This window comes from Pseudoalteromonas sp. MM17-2, from assembly GCF_022347945.1.
Taxonomy (GTDB): domain Bacteria; phylum Pseudomonadota; class Gammaproteobacteria; order Enterobacterales; family Alteromonadaceae; genus Pseudoalteromonas; species Pseudoalteromonas ruthenica.
This window is the reverse complement of the sequence record NZ_JAKRFV010000010.1, coordinates 14,512-33,166: the sequence shown is the minus strand read 5'-3', so window position 1 is coordinate 33,166 and position 18,655 is coordinate 14,512. Positions and strand designations below refer to the sequence as shown.

Annotated in this window: 16 protein-coding genes and 2 tRNA genes; 15 read left to right on the top strand and 3 right to left on the bottom strand. The window is 47.2% G+C overall.

Annotated elements, in window-relative coordinates:
• The first annotated feature begins 129 nt into the window (after positions 1–129).
• From MHM93_RS09960 to MHM93_RS09935, 6 genes are all read left to right on the top strand, one after another.
• Positions 130–214 (top strand) — tRNA-Leu (locus MHM93_RS09960).
• A 302-nt stretch (positions 215–516) separates the two neighbouring features.
• The gene (locus MHM93_RS09955) at positions 517–2,361 is read left to right on the top strand and encodes a hypothetical protein (protein WP_239449048.1); all 1,845 of its coding nucleotides are present in this window, start codon (positions 517–519) and stop codon (positions 2,359–2,361) included.
• 170 nt (positions 2,362–2,531) lie between these two features.
• Positions 2,532–2,948 (top strand): hypothetical protein, encoded by a 417-nt coding sequence (locus MHM93_RS09950; RefSeq protein WP_138509944.1) that lies wholly within the window; start codon positions 2,532–2,534, stop codon positions 2,946–2,948.
• Positions 2,949–2,957: 9 nt separating this feature from the next.
• Positions 2,958–3,407 carry a hypothetical protein gene (locus MHM93_RS09945; RefSeq protein WP_239449047.1) on the top strand — a complete coding sequence of 150 codons (450 nt, stop codon included), beginning with the start codon at positions 2,958–2,960 and terminating at the stop codon, positions 3,405–3,407.
• Positions 3,408–3,589: 182 nt separating this feature from the next.
• Complete coding sequence (locus MHM93_RS09940; protein ID WP_239449046.1) at positions 3,590–4,123, top strand: hypothetical protein; 534 nt, start codon at positions 3,590–3,592, stop codon at positions 4,121–4,123.
• A gap of 15 nt (positions 4,124–4,138) precedes the next feature.
• Positions 4,139–4,387, top strand: coding sequence for a hypothetical protein (locus MHM93_RS09935; RefSeq protein ID WP_022946281.1), 249 nt, complete (start codon positions 4,139–4,141; stop codon positions 4,385–4,387).
• 35 nt (positions 4,388–4,422) lie between these two features.
• Here the strand turns inward: MHM93_RS09935 and MHM93_RS09930 are convergent, their stop codons facing one another.
• Positions 4,423–4,743 carry an Mpo1-like protein gene (locus MHM93_RS09930; RefSeq protein ID WP_239449045.1) on the bottom strand — a complete coding sequence of 107 codons (321 nt, stop codon included), beginning with the start codon at positions 4,741–4,743 and terminating at the stop codon, positions 4,423–4,425.
• Between the two features lie 190 nt (positions 4,744–4,933).
• On the opposite strand from MHM93_RS09930, the gene cysE reads away from it, so the two are divergent.
• Positions 4,934–5,749, top strand: a complete 816-nt coding sequence (gene cysE, locus MHM93_RS09925) for a serine O-acetyltransferase (protein ID WP_045979543.1) — start codon at positions 4,934–4,936, stop codon at positions 5,747–5,749.
• A gap of 21 nt (positions 5,750–5,770) precedes the next feature.
• Complete coding sequence (locus tag MHM93_RS09920; RefSeq protein ID WP_239449044.1) at positions 5,771–6,454, top strand: hypothetical protein; 684 nt, start codon at positions 5,771–5,773, stop codon at positions 6,452–6,454.
• On the opposite strand, the gene xseA is transcribed toward MHM93_RS09920, so the two are convergent.
• On the bottom strand, positions 6,417–7,775 hold the full coding sequence (gene xseA / locus MHM93_RS09915) for an exodeoxyribonuclease VII large subunit (RefSeq protein ID WP_239449043.1): 1,359 nt from the start codon (positions 7,773–7,775) through the stop codon (positions 6,417–6,419). The genes MHM93_RS09920 and xseA overlap by 38 nt on opposite strands.
• 135 nt (positions 7,776–7,910) lie before the next feature.
• Between xseA and guaB the strand changes: the two genes are divergently transcribed.
• The 6 genes from guaB to MHM93_RS09885 all read left to right on the top strand — a co-directional run bounded on the left by guaB (position 7,911) and on the right by MHM93_RS09885 (position 14,125).
• Positions 7,911–9,380 carry an IMP dehydrogenase gene (gene guaB, locus MHM93_RS09910; protein ID WP_239449042.1) on the top strand — a complete coding sequence of 490 codons (1,470 nt, stop codon included), beginning with the start codon at positions 7,911–7,913 and terminating at the stop codon, positions 9,378–9,380.
• A 112-nt stretch (positions 9,381–9,492) separates the two neighbouring features.
• Positions 9,493–11,070, top strand: a complete 1,578-nt coding sequence (gene guaA / locus MHM93_RS09905) for a glutamine-hydrolyzing GMP synthase (protein WP_022944337.1) — start codon at positions 9,493–9,495, stop codon at positions 11,068–11,070.
• 149 nt (positions 11,071–11,219) lie between these two features.
• Positions 11,220–11,296, top strand: a tRNA-Trp gene (locus MHM93_RS09900).
• A gap of 60 nt (positions 11,297–11,356) precedes the next feature.
• A complete protein-coding gene (locus MHM93_RS09895) occupies positions 11,357–11,659 on the top strand; it encodes a hypothetical protein (protein WP_026111021.1) in 303 nt (100 codons plus the stop codon).
• Positions 11,646–12,089: a ribosomal protein S18-alanine N-acetyltransferase gene (rimI, locus tag MHM93_RS09890; protein ID WP_239449041.1), complete on the top strand. Its 444-nt coding sequence runs from the start codon at positions 11,646–11,648 to the stop codon at positions 12,087–12,089. Before MHM93_RS09895 ends, rimI begins: the two co-directional genes overlap by 14 nt.
• 266 nt (positions 12,090–12,355) lie before the next feature.
• Positions 12,356–14,125: a S41 family peptidase gene (locus MHM93_RS09885; RefSeq protein WP_239449040.1), complete on the top strand. Its 1,770-nt coding sequence runs from the start codon at positions 12,356–12,358 to the stop codon at positions 14,123–14,125.
• On the opposite strand, the gene MHM93_RS09880 is transcribed toward MHM93_RS09885, so the two are convergent.
• Positions 14,126–16,792 (bottom strand): ATP-binding protein, encoded by a 2,667-nt coding sequence (locus tag MHM93_RS09880; protein WP_239449039.1) that lies wholly within the window; start codon positions 16,790–16,792, stop codon positions 14,126–14,128. It abuts the gene before it with no gap.
• Between the two features lie 222 nt (positions 16,793–17,014).
• On the opposite strand from MHM93_RS09880, the gene prfC reads away from it, so the two are divergent.
• A complete protein-coding gene (prfC, locus tag MHM93_RS09875) occupies positions 17,015–18,613 on the top strand; it encodes a peptide chain release factor 3 (protein WP_239449093.1) in 1,599 nt (532 codons plus the stop codon).
• The last annotated feature ends 42 nt before the right edge of the window (positions 18,614–18,655 follow it).

The following is an 18,655-nucleotide window of genomic DNA, read 5'->3' as shown; positions in this document are numbered from 1 at the left end:
ATAAAACGCTTGCCGCGCTTTTCATTCTTTGTATAATGCACGGCATAGAGATGAAGGCAGATAAACAAAGCCTTTGCTCTGAAGTGGTTTTTCTTTATCTTCTCGTTGAGAAGGTCAAAGAAAAAAGATGCCAGTGTGATGGAATTGGTAGACATGACGGATTCAAAATCCGTTGCCTTCGGGCGTGGCGGTTCAAGTCCGCCCACTGGTACCACTTTTGATAACCCTAGCCGATTGGCTAGGGTTTTTTTATGCCTGAAATTTGATATCAATCATTTCCTCTTAACTGTTTATGGCGCAGCGGTATTAGGAAAGCCATAAAAGCAAAAAATCATCTTGCTACCTTTCTCGCTCCTCCTAAGTCAACAAAGACATTGGTTCTAATGTCTTCTGTCCTTACTAGTTACTTGAAAAAGAGTTGGATTCTTTTCGTCGAGTTTATGTTTCACTTTTTGTTCTACACGGCTAAGGTTGTTACAAGGCAGAAAAAATTAACAATATAGACATGGAAGTAATATGAAATTATCAAGTGTTCTCTCATTAGTAAATCAGGTTGAAAAGTCTAAGTTCATTAATGCGATAGACCGTATCTGTGGAGATGCGGTTAAGCATGACAAGAAAATTGTTGCTCAACTGAGCAAGCTGGATGGCCAAATTAAGAATGCATCGAGCACCGATATAACCCAACTATTTAATATAGTCTTGCCTTACTTCGAAAAATCAGTGCGTGAGCAATTGGCGATGTTAGGTGCTCAAGCAACTCTCTTAACGAATATTCTTAGCCGAGATGGTAATAGCATCGCCAGAACAACTTGGGTCGAAACTCTTTACTCGAAAGAGTGGGACGTAATAAACCGTAGAGCTAATGAATTAAAGTCTGATATAGAGGCGCTCGATGATAGTGAATCCTTCAGTGAAAGAAAACGTTTAGGTATTTATCACGCTTGCTTCAAAGAAGCGTATGCTAATGATGAACGCATTAATCGTGATGCAAAAATATCAGATGACGAAAGAGGCATTCTCAATGTACTGGCTAAGAAACTTGATGTTACTGCTGATGACCAAGCAGGTGTAGAGCATTTAGTTGATCAAATACCCAGAAACGGTGTACAGGATGCTTTAAATGAATTGCGAGAAATAGGCATTGTGTTTGTAAGTCGAAAACGACAAACAGTGTATGTCCCGGATGAAATAGTAAGCCTTTTACACCGTCTTCAAGGTAAAGAGCTAGCAGATAAGCACTTGCTTCGCATACTAAGAACATTCAGTGATGCTGAGCTATCAAATATATTAAAAAATCATAGAAAGAAAATTAGAGGTGTTGAGCGTAGAGAGAAAGTAGCCAGCATCATGAAGCTAGGCGTGCCCGTCACGCAAATACTCCAGGAAGACCTCTTTAATGAAGACATCAATGTTAATGAGCGCAAAGACCGCCTGAAAAGTTTAATTCAAGATCTTGAACTGGATTTGGATAAGCTCGGTGCGACACTTGAGGAGCGAACAGCAATAATCTTAAAAACATTAAACTCTTGCGCTGAAAAAGAATTTAATGTGCTCAGCGCCACAGGCTTTAAAGAACTTTTTTCTGCTTTACAGAATCACTTCCCGTCTCTTTCAAAGGTACTTAAACAAGAGTTTGAACTAGAAGAGCAGGAAGAACTCGATGTTGAAAAACTCAGAGCGCTGAGCATCACGCCTTACGATATTCTCTATATGCTTACAAATGATGAAGTGAAGAGCGTTGTTGAGAGCATGGGAATCAAAAAACGAGGCAACCTCCGGTTAAACATTTTGAATAGTTTCGCGGATGCTACAGATAAATTAATTGATAACTACGCGGCACTTGCTCGTCGCGATTTGGCTTCATTGAAAACGAGTAATATTGAAGTTCCTGAGGCTGAAATCGGCGTTAAGTTTGAAGAAGTGACGAAGGCTATATTTGAGCAACTTGGTTTGTCGGTCGATGAAGATTTAAGGCGCTCTGTAAACACAGCAAAAGATAAAGCGGATATTCTTATTTCTCTAAGTGAAGATGATGTCATCGTGGGAGAGGCGAAAACCTGTAAGAGTGGTGACTTTGCTAGATATTCAACCACTTCAAGACAAGTTAAAGCTTATGTGAATCGTTGTGAGTCTGCAGGAAAACGTGTGGCTCAGGTTCTGATTGTGGCACCAACATTTTCAGAGGACTTTGTAGAAAGCGCTGAGATGGATACAGAGGTAAATATCTCATTGCTTGAAGCGGAAGGCCTGAAGCGTATTCTTGATGCGTACAAATCAAGACGAAACCCCAAGTTTTCAGCCAAGCTTTTCACGAAAGGGGGCCTATTAAAAGCTGACCTGATAGCGAAAAACATTTAAGGGCTGACCTTTTGACAAAACTTATTACTGGAGGTTGGGCTTCAATGCTTTAACTTTCAAATATCATTGCTGATCTGTATGGTTGCGCAAGCAGAAGCTTGCTCGTATGATGTTTGGAGAGTGGCCTATTTCAGTGCTGCAATACCTACAAAATAAACAAGGAAAGTTTTATGGCTTTAATACCAGCGAATATAAATGGAGTGATGGTTGAGTTCTCGCCACATGTTAATAAGAATGTAGATCAAAAAGTGGTTTCGGCCCTTAAGCATATCTTAAGCAAAAATATTGCCCCTAGCCATGTACTAAACAAAATCTATATTTCATCGGCAAATGACCAGCACTCGTTTCCTAGCCGCCATGTTCAAGGAGATGGCAAAGCGGTCGATATCTCACGCATTAATGGTATGAAAATGTCAGTATCATACCCCTCAAACTCAGCAGTAAAAGCTATCACAGACGCACTTCAACTGAAGTTTGAGAGTTTCCCACAAAAGAGAGAGAACTTCGGACCCCACTTTCAAAAAAAACTGGGTAGACCCCATCAAGTCGGTGGTCACAACGATCATATCCACATTTCAGTGAACTAGGAGAGCCTGATGAGGTTGGCATTATTCGCATGTATGGTTTTTCTTGGTGCATGTACTTCCCTAGAGGGAGATTTTGAAAAAGCGATTTCATTTGGAGTTGTCACCGAGGTAAACGATTATTCAAACCAAGTTGATAAATCATTGTATGTGCGCATGTACCAAGCCCCAGTTTATGAAGAGCAATGTTTTATCGAAACACACGGGGTGTGTAAGTATCAATACTATTTAAGTGTCGCGACCTTTGATGAGTACCCGCAGACAAATCTATTTCCCTTGACTCACCAAGGAGAGGTAACAGATATCAAATGGTTAAGTAATGATGAAATAGATACCGCAACGCTGCAATTGACTATGTTGAATTACACCGCAGCAGCGCTGAAAAATAATCCATCTTTGCCTGTAAAAAAAGAGGTGCTTCGTGTCACATTGACACCGCACCAAATTGAAGAGCATAACTAAATCAGGTCGTGCTCTTCAGTCTGCAACTTCACTTTCTCCTTTATCCATCCAAGCCCTATCGCCGTAATAAGCACTGCTACACAGTGGCGCACTTAACTCAAATAGAGTGATTAAGGGTGGCAATTCATCCGAACTAAGTTACTCTATTAGCGGGACAAATAATAAAAAAGGAAGCAATAACAATGACTCGGGTGTTTAGCGCGGTGGTATTGGCGACGGTCGTTCTCGGTGGCTGTACTAGCGTTCCACAACAGGCGATTACTGCAAATCAGCAAGTCTCGAAAGGCATCGCCGCGATTGGGGATAATGGTTTGGCCATGGTGGATGCGTGGGAGCACTCTGCTTATGCGATGCTTGATGAGCGCTGGCATAAGGTGTACGCCAAAGCGGAGCAAAGTTATCGTAGCAAACGACAGCTGGCTGATAATGATAATCTCAACTCACAGCAACGTGAAGATGTGGCTGGTTTGGCGGCCCTTATCCGCACGCAAGTGCGAGGCAGCATTCACGATGAAGCCGATAGGATGCGTCGCACTATTCATGACAATGTGCAAGCAACCCTTGAAGCGAATGAAAGCATCACCGAGTTACTTATTAGCGCTAATTCGGTATTGAGTTTGCAGCAAAGCGCCATAAAGGAGGTGGGTGATTTACTGCCGATCCCGCCAACAATTAGCACCTTTATCGATAAATCATTACAAAGCGCAGGCCTTTAATAACAGGATAGAATAATGAGCCTAAACGATTTAAGAGGCGAGTTCGCCGACGATATCACCCAGATTGCCGCTGATTTAAGCAATTCCTTACCCATGTCGAAGCCACAACTTCGTAGTGCCTTTAGTGATGATGAACTAAAAGAGCTGCATGAGATGATTGCGGCTGTGCATCAGGCGACTTCAGAGCATGATAAGCAGTTGGCATTAGCAGATAATGCTAAAAGTGTGTTGGCGCTGTTAAAAACCCTTGGTGTGGGGGTGTAGCCTCCTATTAGAGCGCTCAGTGGCAAAGCTTGGGGCTACCAAGGCACTTTGCCAATGAGCATATCTTTAAACATGACCCAGTCGCCAATCAAGCTGTAAACTGGATGGCGAAAGGTGGCAGGGCGATTTTTCTCGAAAAAGAAATGACCAACCCATGCAAAGCCGTAACCGGCCACAGGCATCGCCCACAACCAAATGTAGGTGCCGCTGAACACAGCAAAGCCTAATATCGCCAGCACCACTAAACTGCCGATAAAATGTAAACGTCGGCACACAGGGTTTTCGTGCTCTTGTAAGTAATAAGGGTAAAACGCCTTAAAGCTATTAAAGTTCTCTTTATCAATTGCTTGGGGCATATTCTTCTCCAATGCGGCTATGACTTTAGCCTAGCTTTATTTTTGCATTAAGGGCAACAGTTCTTTCCTTAGTTGTTTTAGTTATATCTGATAACGACCCTAAATTGCCCCCGGGATGGCGTGATAGTGGGCAGATCCGTTACACTTAGTCTATTACAAGTCCGTTGTTCGTAAGTTGGTGGATATGCCCATGCGTCATGAAATCTGGCAGCAGCTCAGAGAAGAAGCAAATCAAGTTGTAACGAAAGAGCCGTTATTGGCCTCGCACGTATACTCGTGTGTGCTTAATCATGAGTGCCTTGGCTCGGCGCTAAGCTTTATCGTGGCCAACAAACTCGCCGATGCGGTGGTGTCAGCGTTTACCATTCGCGAGCTATTTGACCAAGCGTTTGTGGACTGCGATACCATGCTGACTCATGTAGCAAACGATATTAAAGCCGTTCGCGATCGTGACCCGGCGGTGGATACTTATTTAACGGTGATCTTAAACCTTAAAGGCTTTCACGCCATTCAAGCGCACAGGTTGGCTCATTGCTTGTGGCGTCAAGGGCGCATCGAGCTGGCTCGTTTTATACAAAGCCGCTGCTCAGAGGTGTTTGGTGTTGATATTCACCCCGCGTGCCGTGTTGGTCACGGCATCATGTTTGACCATGCGACAGGTATTGTTATTGGTGAGACAGCGGTGATTGAAGACAATGTGTCTATTTTGCAGTCGGTCACTTTAGGCGGTACAGGTAACGAGTCTGGCGATCGCCACCCTAAAATTCGTGCCGGGGTGCTGATTGGCGCCGGGGCGAAAGTGCTGGGCAATATTGAAGTGGGTGAGGGTGCGCGTATTGGTGCCGGCTCGGTAGTCTTGAGCTCAGTGCCGCCGCATATGACCGCCGTTGGCGTTCCCGCTAAATTGGTGGGCAAACCGGACTGTCCTTGTCCAGCGGAAAGCATGAATCAAAACTTTTTAGATGACGAACAAGAGAATCAATCGCATACTAGTGCCATGTTGTAGTGGCACTAGAGTGAAAAAGGGATGAATAAACAACTTGTTATAACTGCATTGGGGGCATTCGCGTTGGGCTTCGGGGGCGGTTATATGGTGTTCTTCGAGCCATCACCCGCGCCATCAGTGTCAGCAACGCAGCCCGCACCATCAAGCGTGGCACAGCTTGCAACTCATCCCCCTCAGCTCGCAGCGTCGCCTGAATCAACTCAAACAGCAGTAAAAAAGCAGCAGTTGCCACCTGCTACCGAGACGCTAGAGGTCGCCCCCGAACAACCCACGGATGCCGCTAACAATACCAGCGACATTGACACTTTACGCCGCGAATTGGCGGCCGCTAAGCAAACCATTGCTACCTACAAGCATATTCTGGATGCGCCCAGTGACATGGAGGCCGAACTTAAAGAGCGATTCACCAATCAAGAGCGGGACGAAGCTTGGGCCTATGACGTTGAGACCAAAGTGAGTGACTTTGTTTACAGCCAAGGGTTGGCGTACAAGATTAAACTCGATACCGCCCAATGTAAGCAAACGGTGTGTCGCCTGCAGTTCTCAGCCCAAGAAGACGTTGAACTCGACCCGCGTGACGATTGGCACAATATTCAAAATACTCTTATGGAACAGCCGTGGTGGCAGCAGTTTCACCGCACCAATTCGCGCAGCTCCGAAGCGGGCCTTAACCTTTGGGTTGAACGCCTACCACCGTCGTCGTAACCTCACCATCGGCCACGCGCGTATGCAGTGTTTGGCCCGGTTGTACTTGCTGTACTGACTTAATAATTCCCGAGTCGGCGCGCGTAATACTGTAGCCGCGCCCAAGCACGGCCAAAGGGCTAATGCTATCGAGGCGAGTAGCGAGGTGACTCAGTTCGCTTTGGGCGCGATAGAGTTGCTCTTTTTGGCTTGCCACTAGACGGCTCGACAGTTGCTGCAATTGATATTTGGCACTGGCTACCCGCTGAGCTGGGTTGGCGCGTTGTAAACGCATACTAAGCTCGCCAAGGTGCTGTTGTTGGTGGTTAAAACGCTGCTCCATGGCGCGGTGTAGACGCATTTGCAACTCATCTAAACGCTGCTGCTGTTGCATCAACTGATTAGCTGGATGCTGGTGTGATAAACGGCTTTGTAGTTGCTGCAATTGCTGTTGATAGGCCGCTAAGCGGTGTCGCCATGCGCTGTGTAGCTGCTGCTTTTTATGCGCTAAGAACTGCTTAATTTGTTCGCTATCGGGACTCACTAACTCGGCCGCCGCCGAGGGGGTCGCCGCGCGAATATCAGCAACAAAATCGCTGATAGTGGTATCTATTTCATGACCCACGGCACTGATCACAGGTAATTCACTGGCAAAAATAGCGCGCGCCAATTGCTCGTGATTAAAGCACCACAAGTCTTCTAAACTGCCGCCACCGCGACCGACAATTAATACATCGATCTCTTTGCGGGCATTGGCTAGAGCAATTTTATCGATGATCCCTTGATGGGCACTATCACCTTGCACTTGGCAAGGGTAAATAACCACTTCAAGCTGCGGTGCGCGGCGCTTTAATACGGTTAAAATATCCTTTATAGCGGCCCCTGTGCTGGAAGTGACAACACCGACTTTATTGATGCTGCTAGGCAACGGCTTTTTGTAACTAGAGTTAAAGAGCCCTTCACTAGCTAAGCGCATTTTTAAGGCTTCGAACTGTTGTTTAAGCAGCCCCTCGCCAGCGGCTTCCATGCGCTCGACGATGACTTGGTAGTCACCGCGCGGTTCGTACAATGAGACTCGTGCATGTACTTGCACCTGGTCGCCGTTCTTTGGGCGAATTTGTGCATAGCGGTTGTTGCCGCGCCACATCGCTGCGCGTACTTGGGATTTATCGTCTTTTAAGGAGAAGTACCAATGTCCAGAAGCGGGGGCAACAAAGTTAGAAATTTCACCATTGAGTACTATACTGGCAAAGCCACGTTCTAACACGGTTCGGATTTCGCGGTTTAGGCGCGATACGGTGTATACGGCAGCTGGCGTATTGGCGTGGGGTTGTGAATACATAGAACGACCCAAGAGAGCGAAAAAGTTGTCGCCACTTTATCATAAATAAACGGCGAATTTTATTTACTCGCCCTATTATCGCTGATAAAATGCCGCCGCAACTCCATCCAATCACCAATTCGTGAGAAGTTGCCAATGCTTAGGATCGCTAAAGAAGCTCTTACCTTTGACGACGTACTTTTAGTACCTGGTCATTCTACTGTTCTACCGCACACAGCGGACCTTACCACTCGCCTTACTCGCGGCATTAAGCTGAACCTCCCGCTTGTTTCTGCATCTATGGATACAGTTACAGAAGCGCGTTTAGCCATTGCTCTAGCGCAAGAAGGTGGACTGGGCTTTATTCACAAAAACATGACCATCGCCGAACAGGCGGCCAATGTACGTAAAGTAAAAACGTACGAGGCAGGGGTTGTGTCGCAACCTGTGACCGTACCAGCGGACCTGACTATTGCTGATGCACAAGCACTGGCGGTTGAGAAAGGCTTCTCTGGTTTCCCGGTGACTGATAAAGACAATAACCTTCAGGGTATTGTTACCAGCCGTGATATGCGTTTTGAAACTCAGCTGAGCAAGCCTGTTTCTAGCGTGATGACCAAAAAAGAAGACCTTGTTACGGTAAGTGAAAATGCTGATCGTGACCAGATCCTCGGGCTGATGCACGAGCACCGCATTGAGAAAATCCTAGTTGTTGATGACGCTTTTAAACTGAAAGGCATGATCACAGTGAAGGATTACCAAAAAGCCATGGACAAACCAAACGCCTGTAAAGACGAGCAAGGTCGCTTACGCGTCGGTGCTGCAGTGGGTGTGGGTGCTGGTACTGACGAGCGCATCGCTGCACTGGTTGAAGCCGGTGTTGATGTGCTACTCATCGATACCTCGCATGGCCACTCGCAAGGGGTTATTGACCGCGTTAAAGAAACGCGTGCAGCTTACCCTGATTTACAAATCGTTGCTGGTAACGTAGCAACAGCTGAAGGCGCTATTGCCCTTGCTGATGCTGGCGTGGATGCTGTGAAAGTGGGCATCGGCCCAGGCTCTATCTGTACTACGCGTATCGTGACTGGTTGTGGCGTACCCCAAATTACCGCTATTTCAGATGCTGTTGAGGGCCTTAAAGGACGAGATATTCCTGTTATTGCCGATGGGGGGATTCGCTTCTCAGGCGATATTGCTAAAGCGCTGGTTGCCGGTGCATCGTGCGTCATGGTGGGGTCAATGCTTGCGGGTACTGAAGAGTCGCCAGGCGAGGTTGAGCTGTATCAAGGACGCTACTATAAATCTTACCGTGGCATGGGCTCATTAGGTGCGATGGACCAAAAAGAAGGGTCGTCAGATCGCTATTTCCAAACTTCGAAAGAAGCCGAGAAATTGGTACCAGAAGGCATTGAAGGTCGCGTGGCTTACAAAGGCCCGATTGGCAATATCATCCACCAACAAATGGGTGGCCTGCGCAGCTCCATGGGCCTAACTGGCTCGGCCTCCATTGAAGAGATGAACACTAAGCCACAGTTTGTACGCGTTACCTCGGCCGGTATGGGCGAGTCGCACGTACACGATGTGCAAATTACAAAAGAAGCGCCCAACTACCGCCTAGGCTAGGCGCGAAAACGGTGCACTCAGGGCTAGCAACTGCTAGCCCTGCTTAATTTCGGTTAGCGTAAAGGGCCTGGTTGCACTGGGTCCGCCATCATTTAATTTAGATGAGACAGCAATGAGCAAAGACATCCATGATTCCCGTATATTGATCCTCGACTTTGGTTCGCAGTACACCCAGCTGATCGCCCGCCGCGTGCGTGAAATAGGCGTTTACTGTGAATTATGGGCGTGGGATGTAACGGAAGAGCAAATTCGTGAATTTAACCCGCAAGGCATCATTTTATCTGGTGGCCCTGAATCTACAGTCGAAGAGGGCAGTCCGCGTGCGCCTGACTACGTATTTGAAGCGGGTGTTCCGGTACTGGGTGTGTGTTATGGCATGCAAACCATGGCGGCGCAGCTTGGCGGTAAAGTACACGGCTCTGATAAGAAAGAGTTTGGCTATGCGCAAGTGGAAAAAGTAGGTAACTGTGCCTTGTTTGAAGCCATTGAAGATCACCTTGGCGACAACGGTAACGGTCTGCTTGATGTATGGATGAGCCACGGCGATAAAGTAGAAGAAATTCCCCCTCAGTTTGCTACCACAGCGAGAACAGACACGTGTCCCCATGCAGCGATGTCATGGGAAGAAAAACGTTTTTATGGCGTGCAGTTCCACCCAGAAGTGACTCATACACTTCAAGGCCTGCGTCTGTTAGAGCGCTTTGTGGTTGATATCTGTGGTTGTGAAAAGCTTTGGACACCTGCGCAAATCATCGAAGATGCCGTTGAGCGTATTCGTGAAAAAGTCGGTGACGAAGAAGTGATCTTAGGCCTATCTGGTGGGGTAGACTCGTCTGTCGTGGCGATGCTTATTCATAAAGCCATTGGCGATAAACTAACTTGTGTGTTTGTTGACAACGGCCTGTTACGCTTGAACGAAGGCGAGCAGGTGATGGATATGTTCGGCGACCACTTTGGCCTCAATATCATCAAAATAGATGCCGAAGAGCGCTTTTTGAAAGCCTTAGAAGGGATTGATGAGCCAGAAGCTAAACGTAAAGCCATTGGCTACACCTTTGTTGATGTGTTCAATGAAGAAGCTGGCAAACGTGTGAATGCGCAGTGGTTGGCGCAAGGAACTATCTACCCAGATGTAATTGAATCAGCCGCCTCGGCGACCGGTAAAGCCCATGTCATCAAGTCACACCACAATGTTGGTGGTTTGCCAGAAGATATGAAGCTGGGCCTTGTTGAGCCGCTGCGTGAATTGTTCAAAGACGAAGTACGCAAGATAGGCCTTGAGCTGGGTCTTCCTTATGACATGTTGTATCGCCACCCATTCCCAGGCCCAGGCCTAGGTGTACGGGTACTGGGTGAAATTAAGAAAGAGTATTGCGACTTGCTCCGTCGCGCTGATGCTATTTTCATCGAAGAGCTGCACAAGGCGGAGCTTTATCACAAAGTAAGCCAAGCCTTTACGGTGTTCTTGCCAGTGCGTTCGGTCGGGGTGATGGGCGATGCGCGTAAATATGACTGGGTGGTGAGCCTACGTTGTGTTGAAACCATCGACTTTATGACCGCGCGTTGGTCACACTTACCCTATGAATTTCTTGGTAAGGTGTCTAACCGTATTATTAACGAAATCGATGGTATTTCTCGCGTGGTGTATGACATCTCAGGTAAGCCGCCAGCGACTATCGAGTGGGAATAGTGGTTTAGCCTCACGGCGAAAGAACAACCATATTAAAGCGGCATGCAAGTAATTGCATGCCGTTTGTTTATTTTAAAAGCAGTTAAACCGGGTAAGCGTGATTTTTTCTTTACCTTTTTAAAAACCTCATTATAATGCGTCGACATTGCAGGGGCGTAGTTCCAATTGGTAGAACAGCGGTCTCCAAAACCGACGGTTGGGAGTTCGAATCTCTCCGCCCCTGCCACTTCTTTCTTTTCTAGCTTTGCGCTACACTGGCTCTCGCCAAAACGACTTAATCATTACTATGCATCCAGATATTGCCGATATACTTGCGATCCAACCTGTGCGTTTACGCAGCAGCGACGCAACAGCGCCCGTTGCACATGTCAATTCGGCCAATGCAGAGCCACTAAACAACACAGTGGCACAAGATATTTTACGCTGCTTGCCACAAGGCGCTGCCGTTTATATTAGTGATGTACCAAGCCCACAAGTGCAGGGGCTGAGCGTTTATTTGCCCGCAGCAACGCTGGCGGTCACTCAAAAGCAGGCGTTGTGGCAGCAGTTATCGAATGTGATTGACGAGTACAGCCATGCAAGTGAGTGAGCTGCCGTTGGAGCATATCCAGGCGGTATGCGTTATTGAAAATGCTTGTCACAGCCACCCGTGGAGCGAAAAGCTGATACGTTCGTGCCTAGGTGGGCGTTATTTCAACGCCGGGCTCTATGATGAGGCTGAGCTGGTAGGCTTTTATATAGCTGAGCAAGCGGGCCCAGATTGCACGCTCATGGACATTTGTATTGCCCCAAATAAGCAAGGGCAGGGGCTCAGTAAAGCGCTAATGAACCACCTTATAAACCAAGCAACAGCACGCCAATGCGAGGCCATCTTTTTAGAAGTACGGGCGAGTAATGAGGCTGCCACCGGCCTTTATCAGCGCAGTGACTTTGTGATTAATGGTCGACGCAAAGGGTATTACCCAGACGGCGAAGATGCATTGTTAATGATGCGCAAGCTAGATGTAGTACAGCCTTAAGCGCCCCCCTTCAAGCATATATCTCTTGTTATCCTAAGCTACCTGCTTTTAATTTAAGCTAGTGCAACCAGATAATTTGTTACAACTTAGATAAGGTATCGATCTCAACACCTTGATAGTATTAGCTAAAAATGACACTTACCGAACACGATGAGAACGACGTGTCGCTATTGTAGCTGCTGCGCAGGGCGCCTGTTTTTTAGCAACGCATTGCCTTCGCTTGTTAGGTTAAGTGATGATGTTATCTGGCTAAAGAAGAATAATAAATGAGAATAACCTTACTATGCTCTATGGTGGCGTGTGCGTTAGTGAGCGCGCCGGTGGCGGCCAACTCGCGCGCCGATGTAATGACTAACAATGCCTTTATAAACGTTCCCTCCGATGCGTTTCCCAAAGACGCAAAAAGTTACTGGCGGCAGCGTCAGCAGGCTGTGCAGTATGCTCGCCAAGAGCAGTGGCAGTTGGCTTTACCCTTGTTAGAGACTCTCACAAAAACATACCGTGATGATGGTGATACATGGTTTCTACTAGGGCATGGCTATATGCTAGATAAACAGTATGAGAAAGCAATACCCGCTTTGGAGCGAGCAATTGCACTAGGGACTATTATCTCAGGAGTGCCCTCCACCTCGTCACCGGCTAACGATATGATGGTTAAAATAGCGCGTTGTTACAGCGCTTTGGGTGAAAGCCAAGCCGCGCTTCAGTGGTTAGAACGAGCACTGGCTTATCGCTGGGATGACCGCAAAAGCTTGCTAACTAGCAAGCACTTTACAGCGTTGGCTACGAACACACAGTTTAAAGCCATTGCCGGGGCCGCGTTAGCTGATAACCTCAGTCGCGACCAACAATGGCTTAAGGATCTCGACTTTTTAGTGGCTGAGATTGAGCGCCTGCACGTTAACGCCTTTCACCACATCAGTCAAAAATCCTTTGCCGCGAAAGTACAACAAATAGCTGAGGCGATCCCGAGTCTGAGCGACCAACAAATCGTGTTCCAATTTATGTCATTGCTGGGCAGCCTCGGCAATGGTCACAATTTTATTGTGCCGACGCACTCATTGAAAGGGGCATTTACGCAACTGCCGGTACAATTTTATCGTTTTAATGATGGTTATTTTATTGTTTCAGCCAGTGCTAAATATCGCCATTTGGTGGGGCAAAAAGTGTTGCGTATCGGCAATACACCGATTGCGCAAGTGGTGGACAAGGTAGCCATGGTTAATGCCCGTGATAATGAGATGCAACAATTATGGCTTGCACCATTTTACCTCTCTTTACCTCAGGTTTTACAGGGAGTGGGGGTGACAACAGAGACAGAGAAAACCGCGCTGACGGTCTCCGACTCGCAGGGGGTAAAAACGCACGTTACCTTGTCGGCAGAGTCTTTCAATTTCACCGGGTTTCCGAAGTTACCAAAGCTAGAAGAGCAACATAATCCACTTTATCTGAGTCAGCAGCATCAACCTTACTGGCTCAAAATAAGCCCAGAACAAAACTTAGCTTACGTACAATTTAATCGTGTTGGGCAAAAAAAGTCGGAATCACTTGCTGCTTTTAGTAAGCGCATTTCACGCATAGCTAACGAACGCCAAGTGCAGAACTTAGTGCTCGATTTGCGTCATAATAGCGGCGGAAATGGCTCGATTATTCCACCGTTAACCAGAGCGTTGCTGCACTTTGCACAAGAGCGTGAGCAAAATAAGCTGTTTGTAATTGTTGGCCGCAATACCTTTTCCGCAGCACACTTGTTACTGGCTGATTTAAATCGCTTAAGTGATGCCATTATAGTCGGCGAACCCAGTGGCAGTCGACCTAATCATCTTGGTGAGAGTGGCTGGTTTAAGTTGCCTTACAGTGGCGTTTGGGGCTTGATTTCATCGCAGTTCCATCAAGCGTCAAAGGCCGAGGACCACCGTATTTGGATTGCTCCTCATGTGCCGGTAACACTGTCATCAAAGCAGTACTTCAATGCTCATGACCCGGCCATGGCAGCCATTCATGGAATTATTGGCGCGCATAAACACGCGCAGTGATTAGCTTGGCTCGACATCTTGCTCAAGCACATAGCGAATGGCGTGTTCGAGCTTAAGTACGCTGTAGTCATGGCTGTCATGGTGGCCTTGACGTAAGACCTGCTCGAGCTCGCCCGCTGCTTCGGCAATGGCGAAGAAACCAAAACAGCTGGCGCTGCCTTTGATGCTGTGAGCCAGTGACTGCAACTGTTCCCAATCCCCGTCATGGTGGTGGCCAAGCACCTCATCAAGGTACTCAGGCAGCTTTTCCTTATAATTGGCATTAATTTGCAAAAAACGCTCGCTTTGCAAAATATCGTCCCACTGTGAAGCTGCTTCTTGTTGGATGCTCAAATAGGTGGCTAACGTATGCTCAAGCTCTTGTTTATCAATAGGCTTTCCTAAAGTCTTATCACAGCCAGCACCGAGGTAGCGCTCAATATCATGCTTCATCACGTTGGCAGTTAAGGCGATAATAGGGCCATCATAAGCGGCATGGCGGAGCATTTTGGTGGCCTCTTCACCGCCCATAACGGGCATTTGCATATCCATAAGAATCAACTGATAGTCTTTGACTAAGGCCTTTTCCACCGCCTCTGCGCCGTTGTTAGCAAAGTCAGGCTCAATCCCCCAGCGCTCGAGTAGCAGTGATATTAATGCCTGGTTATCTTTGTTGTCTTCCGCCACAAGAATATCGCCATCAAAGCGCTGCTCGCTCAGGGCGGGGCGTTCGCTGTAAACCGGCTGCATTTGTGTGTGGTCGTAGTAATAATCCTGTTCGGTATATTGTTGATAGCAAGCAACATGAATAGTGAATTGACTACCGACCCCTTGTTGGCTTTGTGCCCAAATATCACCGCCGAGTAGCTGCGCCAAGTTTTTAGCAATACAGAGGCCAAGGCCGCTGCCGCCAAAACGTCGTGTAGTGGTAGCATCGGCTTGTTCAAAGGGCTTAAATATACGGTCCAGTTCTTTATCTGAAATGCCAATACCCGTGTCGGTAACAACAAACTCCAGCATGCCACTTTGATAGCGAATGCTCATATGCACGCCACCTTGGGTGGTGAACTTCACCGCGTTAGTGAGAATGTTTAAAAGGATTTGCTTTAATCGCGTTTGATCGCTGCTTAAATATTTGGGCAGCGGGAAGTGATAGTCGATATCGAATTGCAGCTGTTTTTGCTGCGCTTGAGGCTCGACGATGGACTCAAGATCATGCAGTAATTCATAGAGCGACACCGGTTCATGATTCATATCCAATTTCTCAGCTTCGATTTTCGATAAGTCGAGAATGTTATTAATCAGTTCCAGCAGGTGGCGTGAATTGCGCAGTACTGTAGCGAGCTGGGTGTGCACTTTTTCTTCTTTTATCTTGTTGTTATCAAGCAGTTGCTCGGTGAAACCCATAATTGCCGTCAGCGGAGTGCGGATCTCATGACTCATATTGGCTAGGAAGCGACTTTTAAGTTGGTTGGCTTGCTCGGCTTGTTCAATGGCGAGCTCTAACGCCTTATTGGTTTTTTCCAGCTCCAAGGTGCGCGCTTCTACCTTTTGTTCCAAGGTGTTTTTGTATTCTTCGAGCTCTCCCTGGGTGTGGTAAATTTTGTTAACCATGTGATTGAAATCACTAAAGAGTTGGCCTACCTCGTCCTTGCGATCATCGGGTAGGCGTACGGCAAGGTCATTCTCGCCAACGCGGTGACTGGCCGCCCCCAACTGTTCGATAGGGTTTAACAGCAAGTTACGTACAACAATAAAAATGAGTATTGGCAGAGTGATAACAGAGATCATCACAATTAAAGCGGTGATCAAGCTAATGACTTTGCCAGACTCGTACAGTAATTCCTTCGGAATACTGGAAATGAAGTAGTGGCCTCCGGCCATTTGCACCGCATACACCAAGCGTTGTGTGTGATCAATACTGTGCAAGGCGAGCTCGTTGAGGCGACCATTATCGGCCCATAAGCTAATTTTACGCAGCTCTTCGCTGGCGATATTCTGGCCTCGCAGGGCGTGGTTAGAGCTAAATAGAATTTTCCCTTGCTCAGTGAGCATCAAGTTGAGGGTATTGTTGTAGGGAGACTCTAAAATCGCTGTATTAAGTACTGTTGGCTGCACGCGCATGATTACGTAGCCCAATAAAATAGGGCGCTCTAAGTGGTAATCTGGGGTAAATACCTTTTGCACGAAGTACAGTGTGGTTTCGCCGCGTTCATTTTGCACCATAAATTGCTGGCGGCGCAGGGAACTGGCGCTGAGTTTCTCAAAAAATGGGTATGCCTGCGGTGCGGACTCTAATTTCGTCGAAAAGTAAGCGTAACTTTTTTGCTGTGGTGACACTAAGTTAATACTGAGTATATCTGGGTAAGCTTGGGTGTAGCTGCCAAACACATCCATTAGCGCCGCTAAACGCTCGGTGTAGCGGTCGCTGCTCTGATGTATTTCCGGCACAAAGTCTTGCAGTACGGGTGAGCTTGTTAACAGCTCGGTGGTTGAGTGATAGACATTAAGGGAGTGAAACACCTTATTTTGCTGCTGTTCGACAAAGCGGCTTACAATGAGCTGTGTTTGCTGTTGTGAGCTTGAAGTTACGTTGGTCAAGGTAAAGCCACCTAAAAACAGCAAGGGCAAAATCACCACCGGAGTGATATACCATAGTAATCGTATACTTAACTTACTGGTTTTCATGGTATGGGTGCGGCTCCTTGCAACGTAAAAAACAGCTTACTAACTCAAACGAACGAAAAATTATACAAAATTGCTTAGCAATAATACACATGGCAATGCGTAGAAGTCACTTTTGTCGGTATTAGGCGCTTTTGTGTGCATGCTAAAGTCGGTATAATCACGCGTAATAATCTCTAAATTAATTCCCGGCTTGGTTCGCGTATAGTGCCGGGTCGACTATTCATAAGTGACCGCATGTCAGAGTTAACACAACAAATTAGTAAACGTCGTACTTTTGCGATTATTTCACACCCCGATGCGGGTAAAACCACCATTACCGAAAAAGTTCTATTATTCGGACAAGCCATTCAGAAAGCGGGCACAGTTAAAGGCCGAGGGTCAAACCAACACGCTAAGTCAGACTGGATGGAAATGGAAAAAGAGCGTGGCATCTCGGTGACCACCTCGGTAATGCAGTTCCCTTACAACGAGCGTTTAGTTAACTTGCTAGATACCCCAGGGCACGAAGACTTCTCTGAGGATACTTACCGTACTTTGACCGCCGTGGACTCGTGTTTGATGGTGATTGATGCCGCTAAGGGTGTTGAGGACCGTACTCGTAAGTTAATGGAAGTCACCCGTTTACGTGACACCCCCATCGTCACCTTTATGAACAAACTTGACCGTGATATCCGTGATCCAATGGAGTTATTGGACGAGGTCGAAACTGAGCTTAATATGATGTGTGCCCCCGTAACCTGGCCCATTGGCTGTGGTAAGGAATTCAAAGGGGTTTATCATTTGCACCGTGACGAGACGATTTTGTATCAAAGCGGTCAAGGCCATACCATTCAAGAGTTGCGCATCGTCAAAGGGCTGGATAACACTGAATTAGATGAAGTGGTGGGTGAGAGCTTAGCGCAACAACTGCGCGAAGAAATTGAGCTGGTGCAAGGCGCGTCCAACGAATTCGATTTAGAGTTATTTTTGAGTGGTGAGCTAACCCCAGTTTACTTCGGTACTGCGTTGGGCAACTTTGGCGTTGATCATATGCTTGATGGCTTGACCGAGTGGGCCCCGGCCCCCTTACCGCGCGCCACCGATGATGGCAACAAAGTAGGTGCTGAGCACGAAAAGTTCACCGGCTTTGTGTTTAAAATTCAGGCCAACATGGACCCCAAACACCGTGACCGTATTGCCTTTATGCGCATTGTCTCGGGCAAGTACAGCCAAGGCATGAAGATGAACCACGTACGTATAGGCAAGCAAATCAGTATTTCTGATGCGGTGACCTTTATGGCCGGTGACCGCGAGCGTGCTGAGCACGCCTATGCCGGAGATATTATTGGCTTGCACAACCATGGCACTATCCAGATTGGTGATACTTTCACCGACGGAGAAAAGCTTAAGTTCAGCGGTATTCCTAACTTTGCCCCAGAGTTATTCCGCCGTATTCGCCTTAAAGATCCACTTAAGCAAAAGCAGTTGCTTAAAGGCCTAGTACAGCTATCGGAAGAGGGCGCGGTGCAGGTGTTTAGACCGCTTGCCAATAACGACTTAATTGTTGGCGCCGTTGGGGTGCTGCAGTTTGATGTTGTGGTTGCACGCCTAAAAGCCGAATACAAAGTGGATGCCATCTATGAAAGTGTCAACGTTAATACGGCGCGTTGGGTAAGCTGTGATGATGTGAAGAAATTTGAAGAGTTCAAGCGCAAGTGTGAGCAAAACCTAGCCTTAGATGGCGGAGATAACCTGACATACATCGCCCCAAGTCGCGTAAACTTGAACTTATCCATGGAGCGTTACCCAGAGGTAACCTTTAGCGAAACGCGCGAGCACTAAAGCGCCACTGAGCAACTGTATTAATCGTGGTCAGCCCTCGCT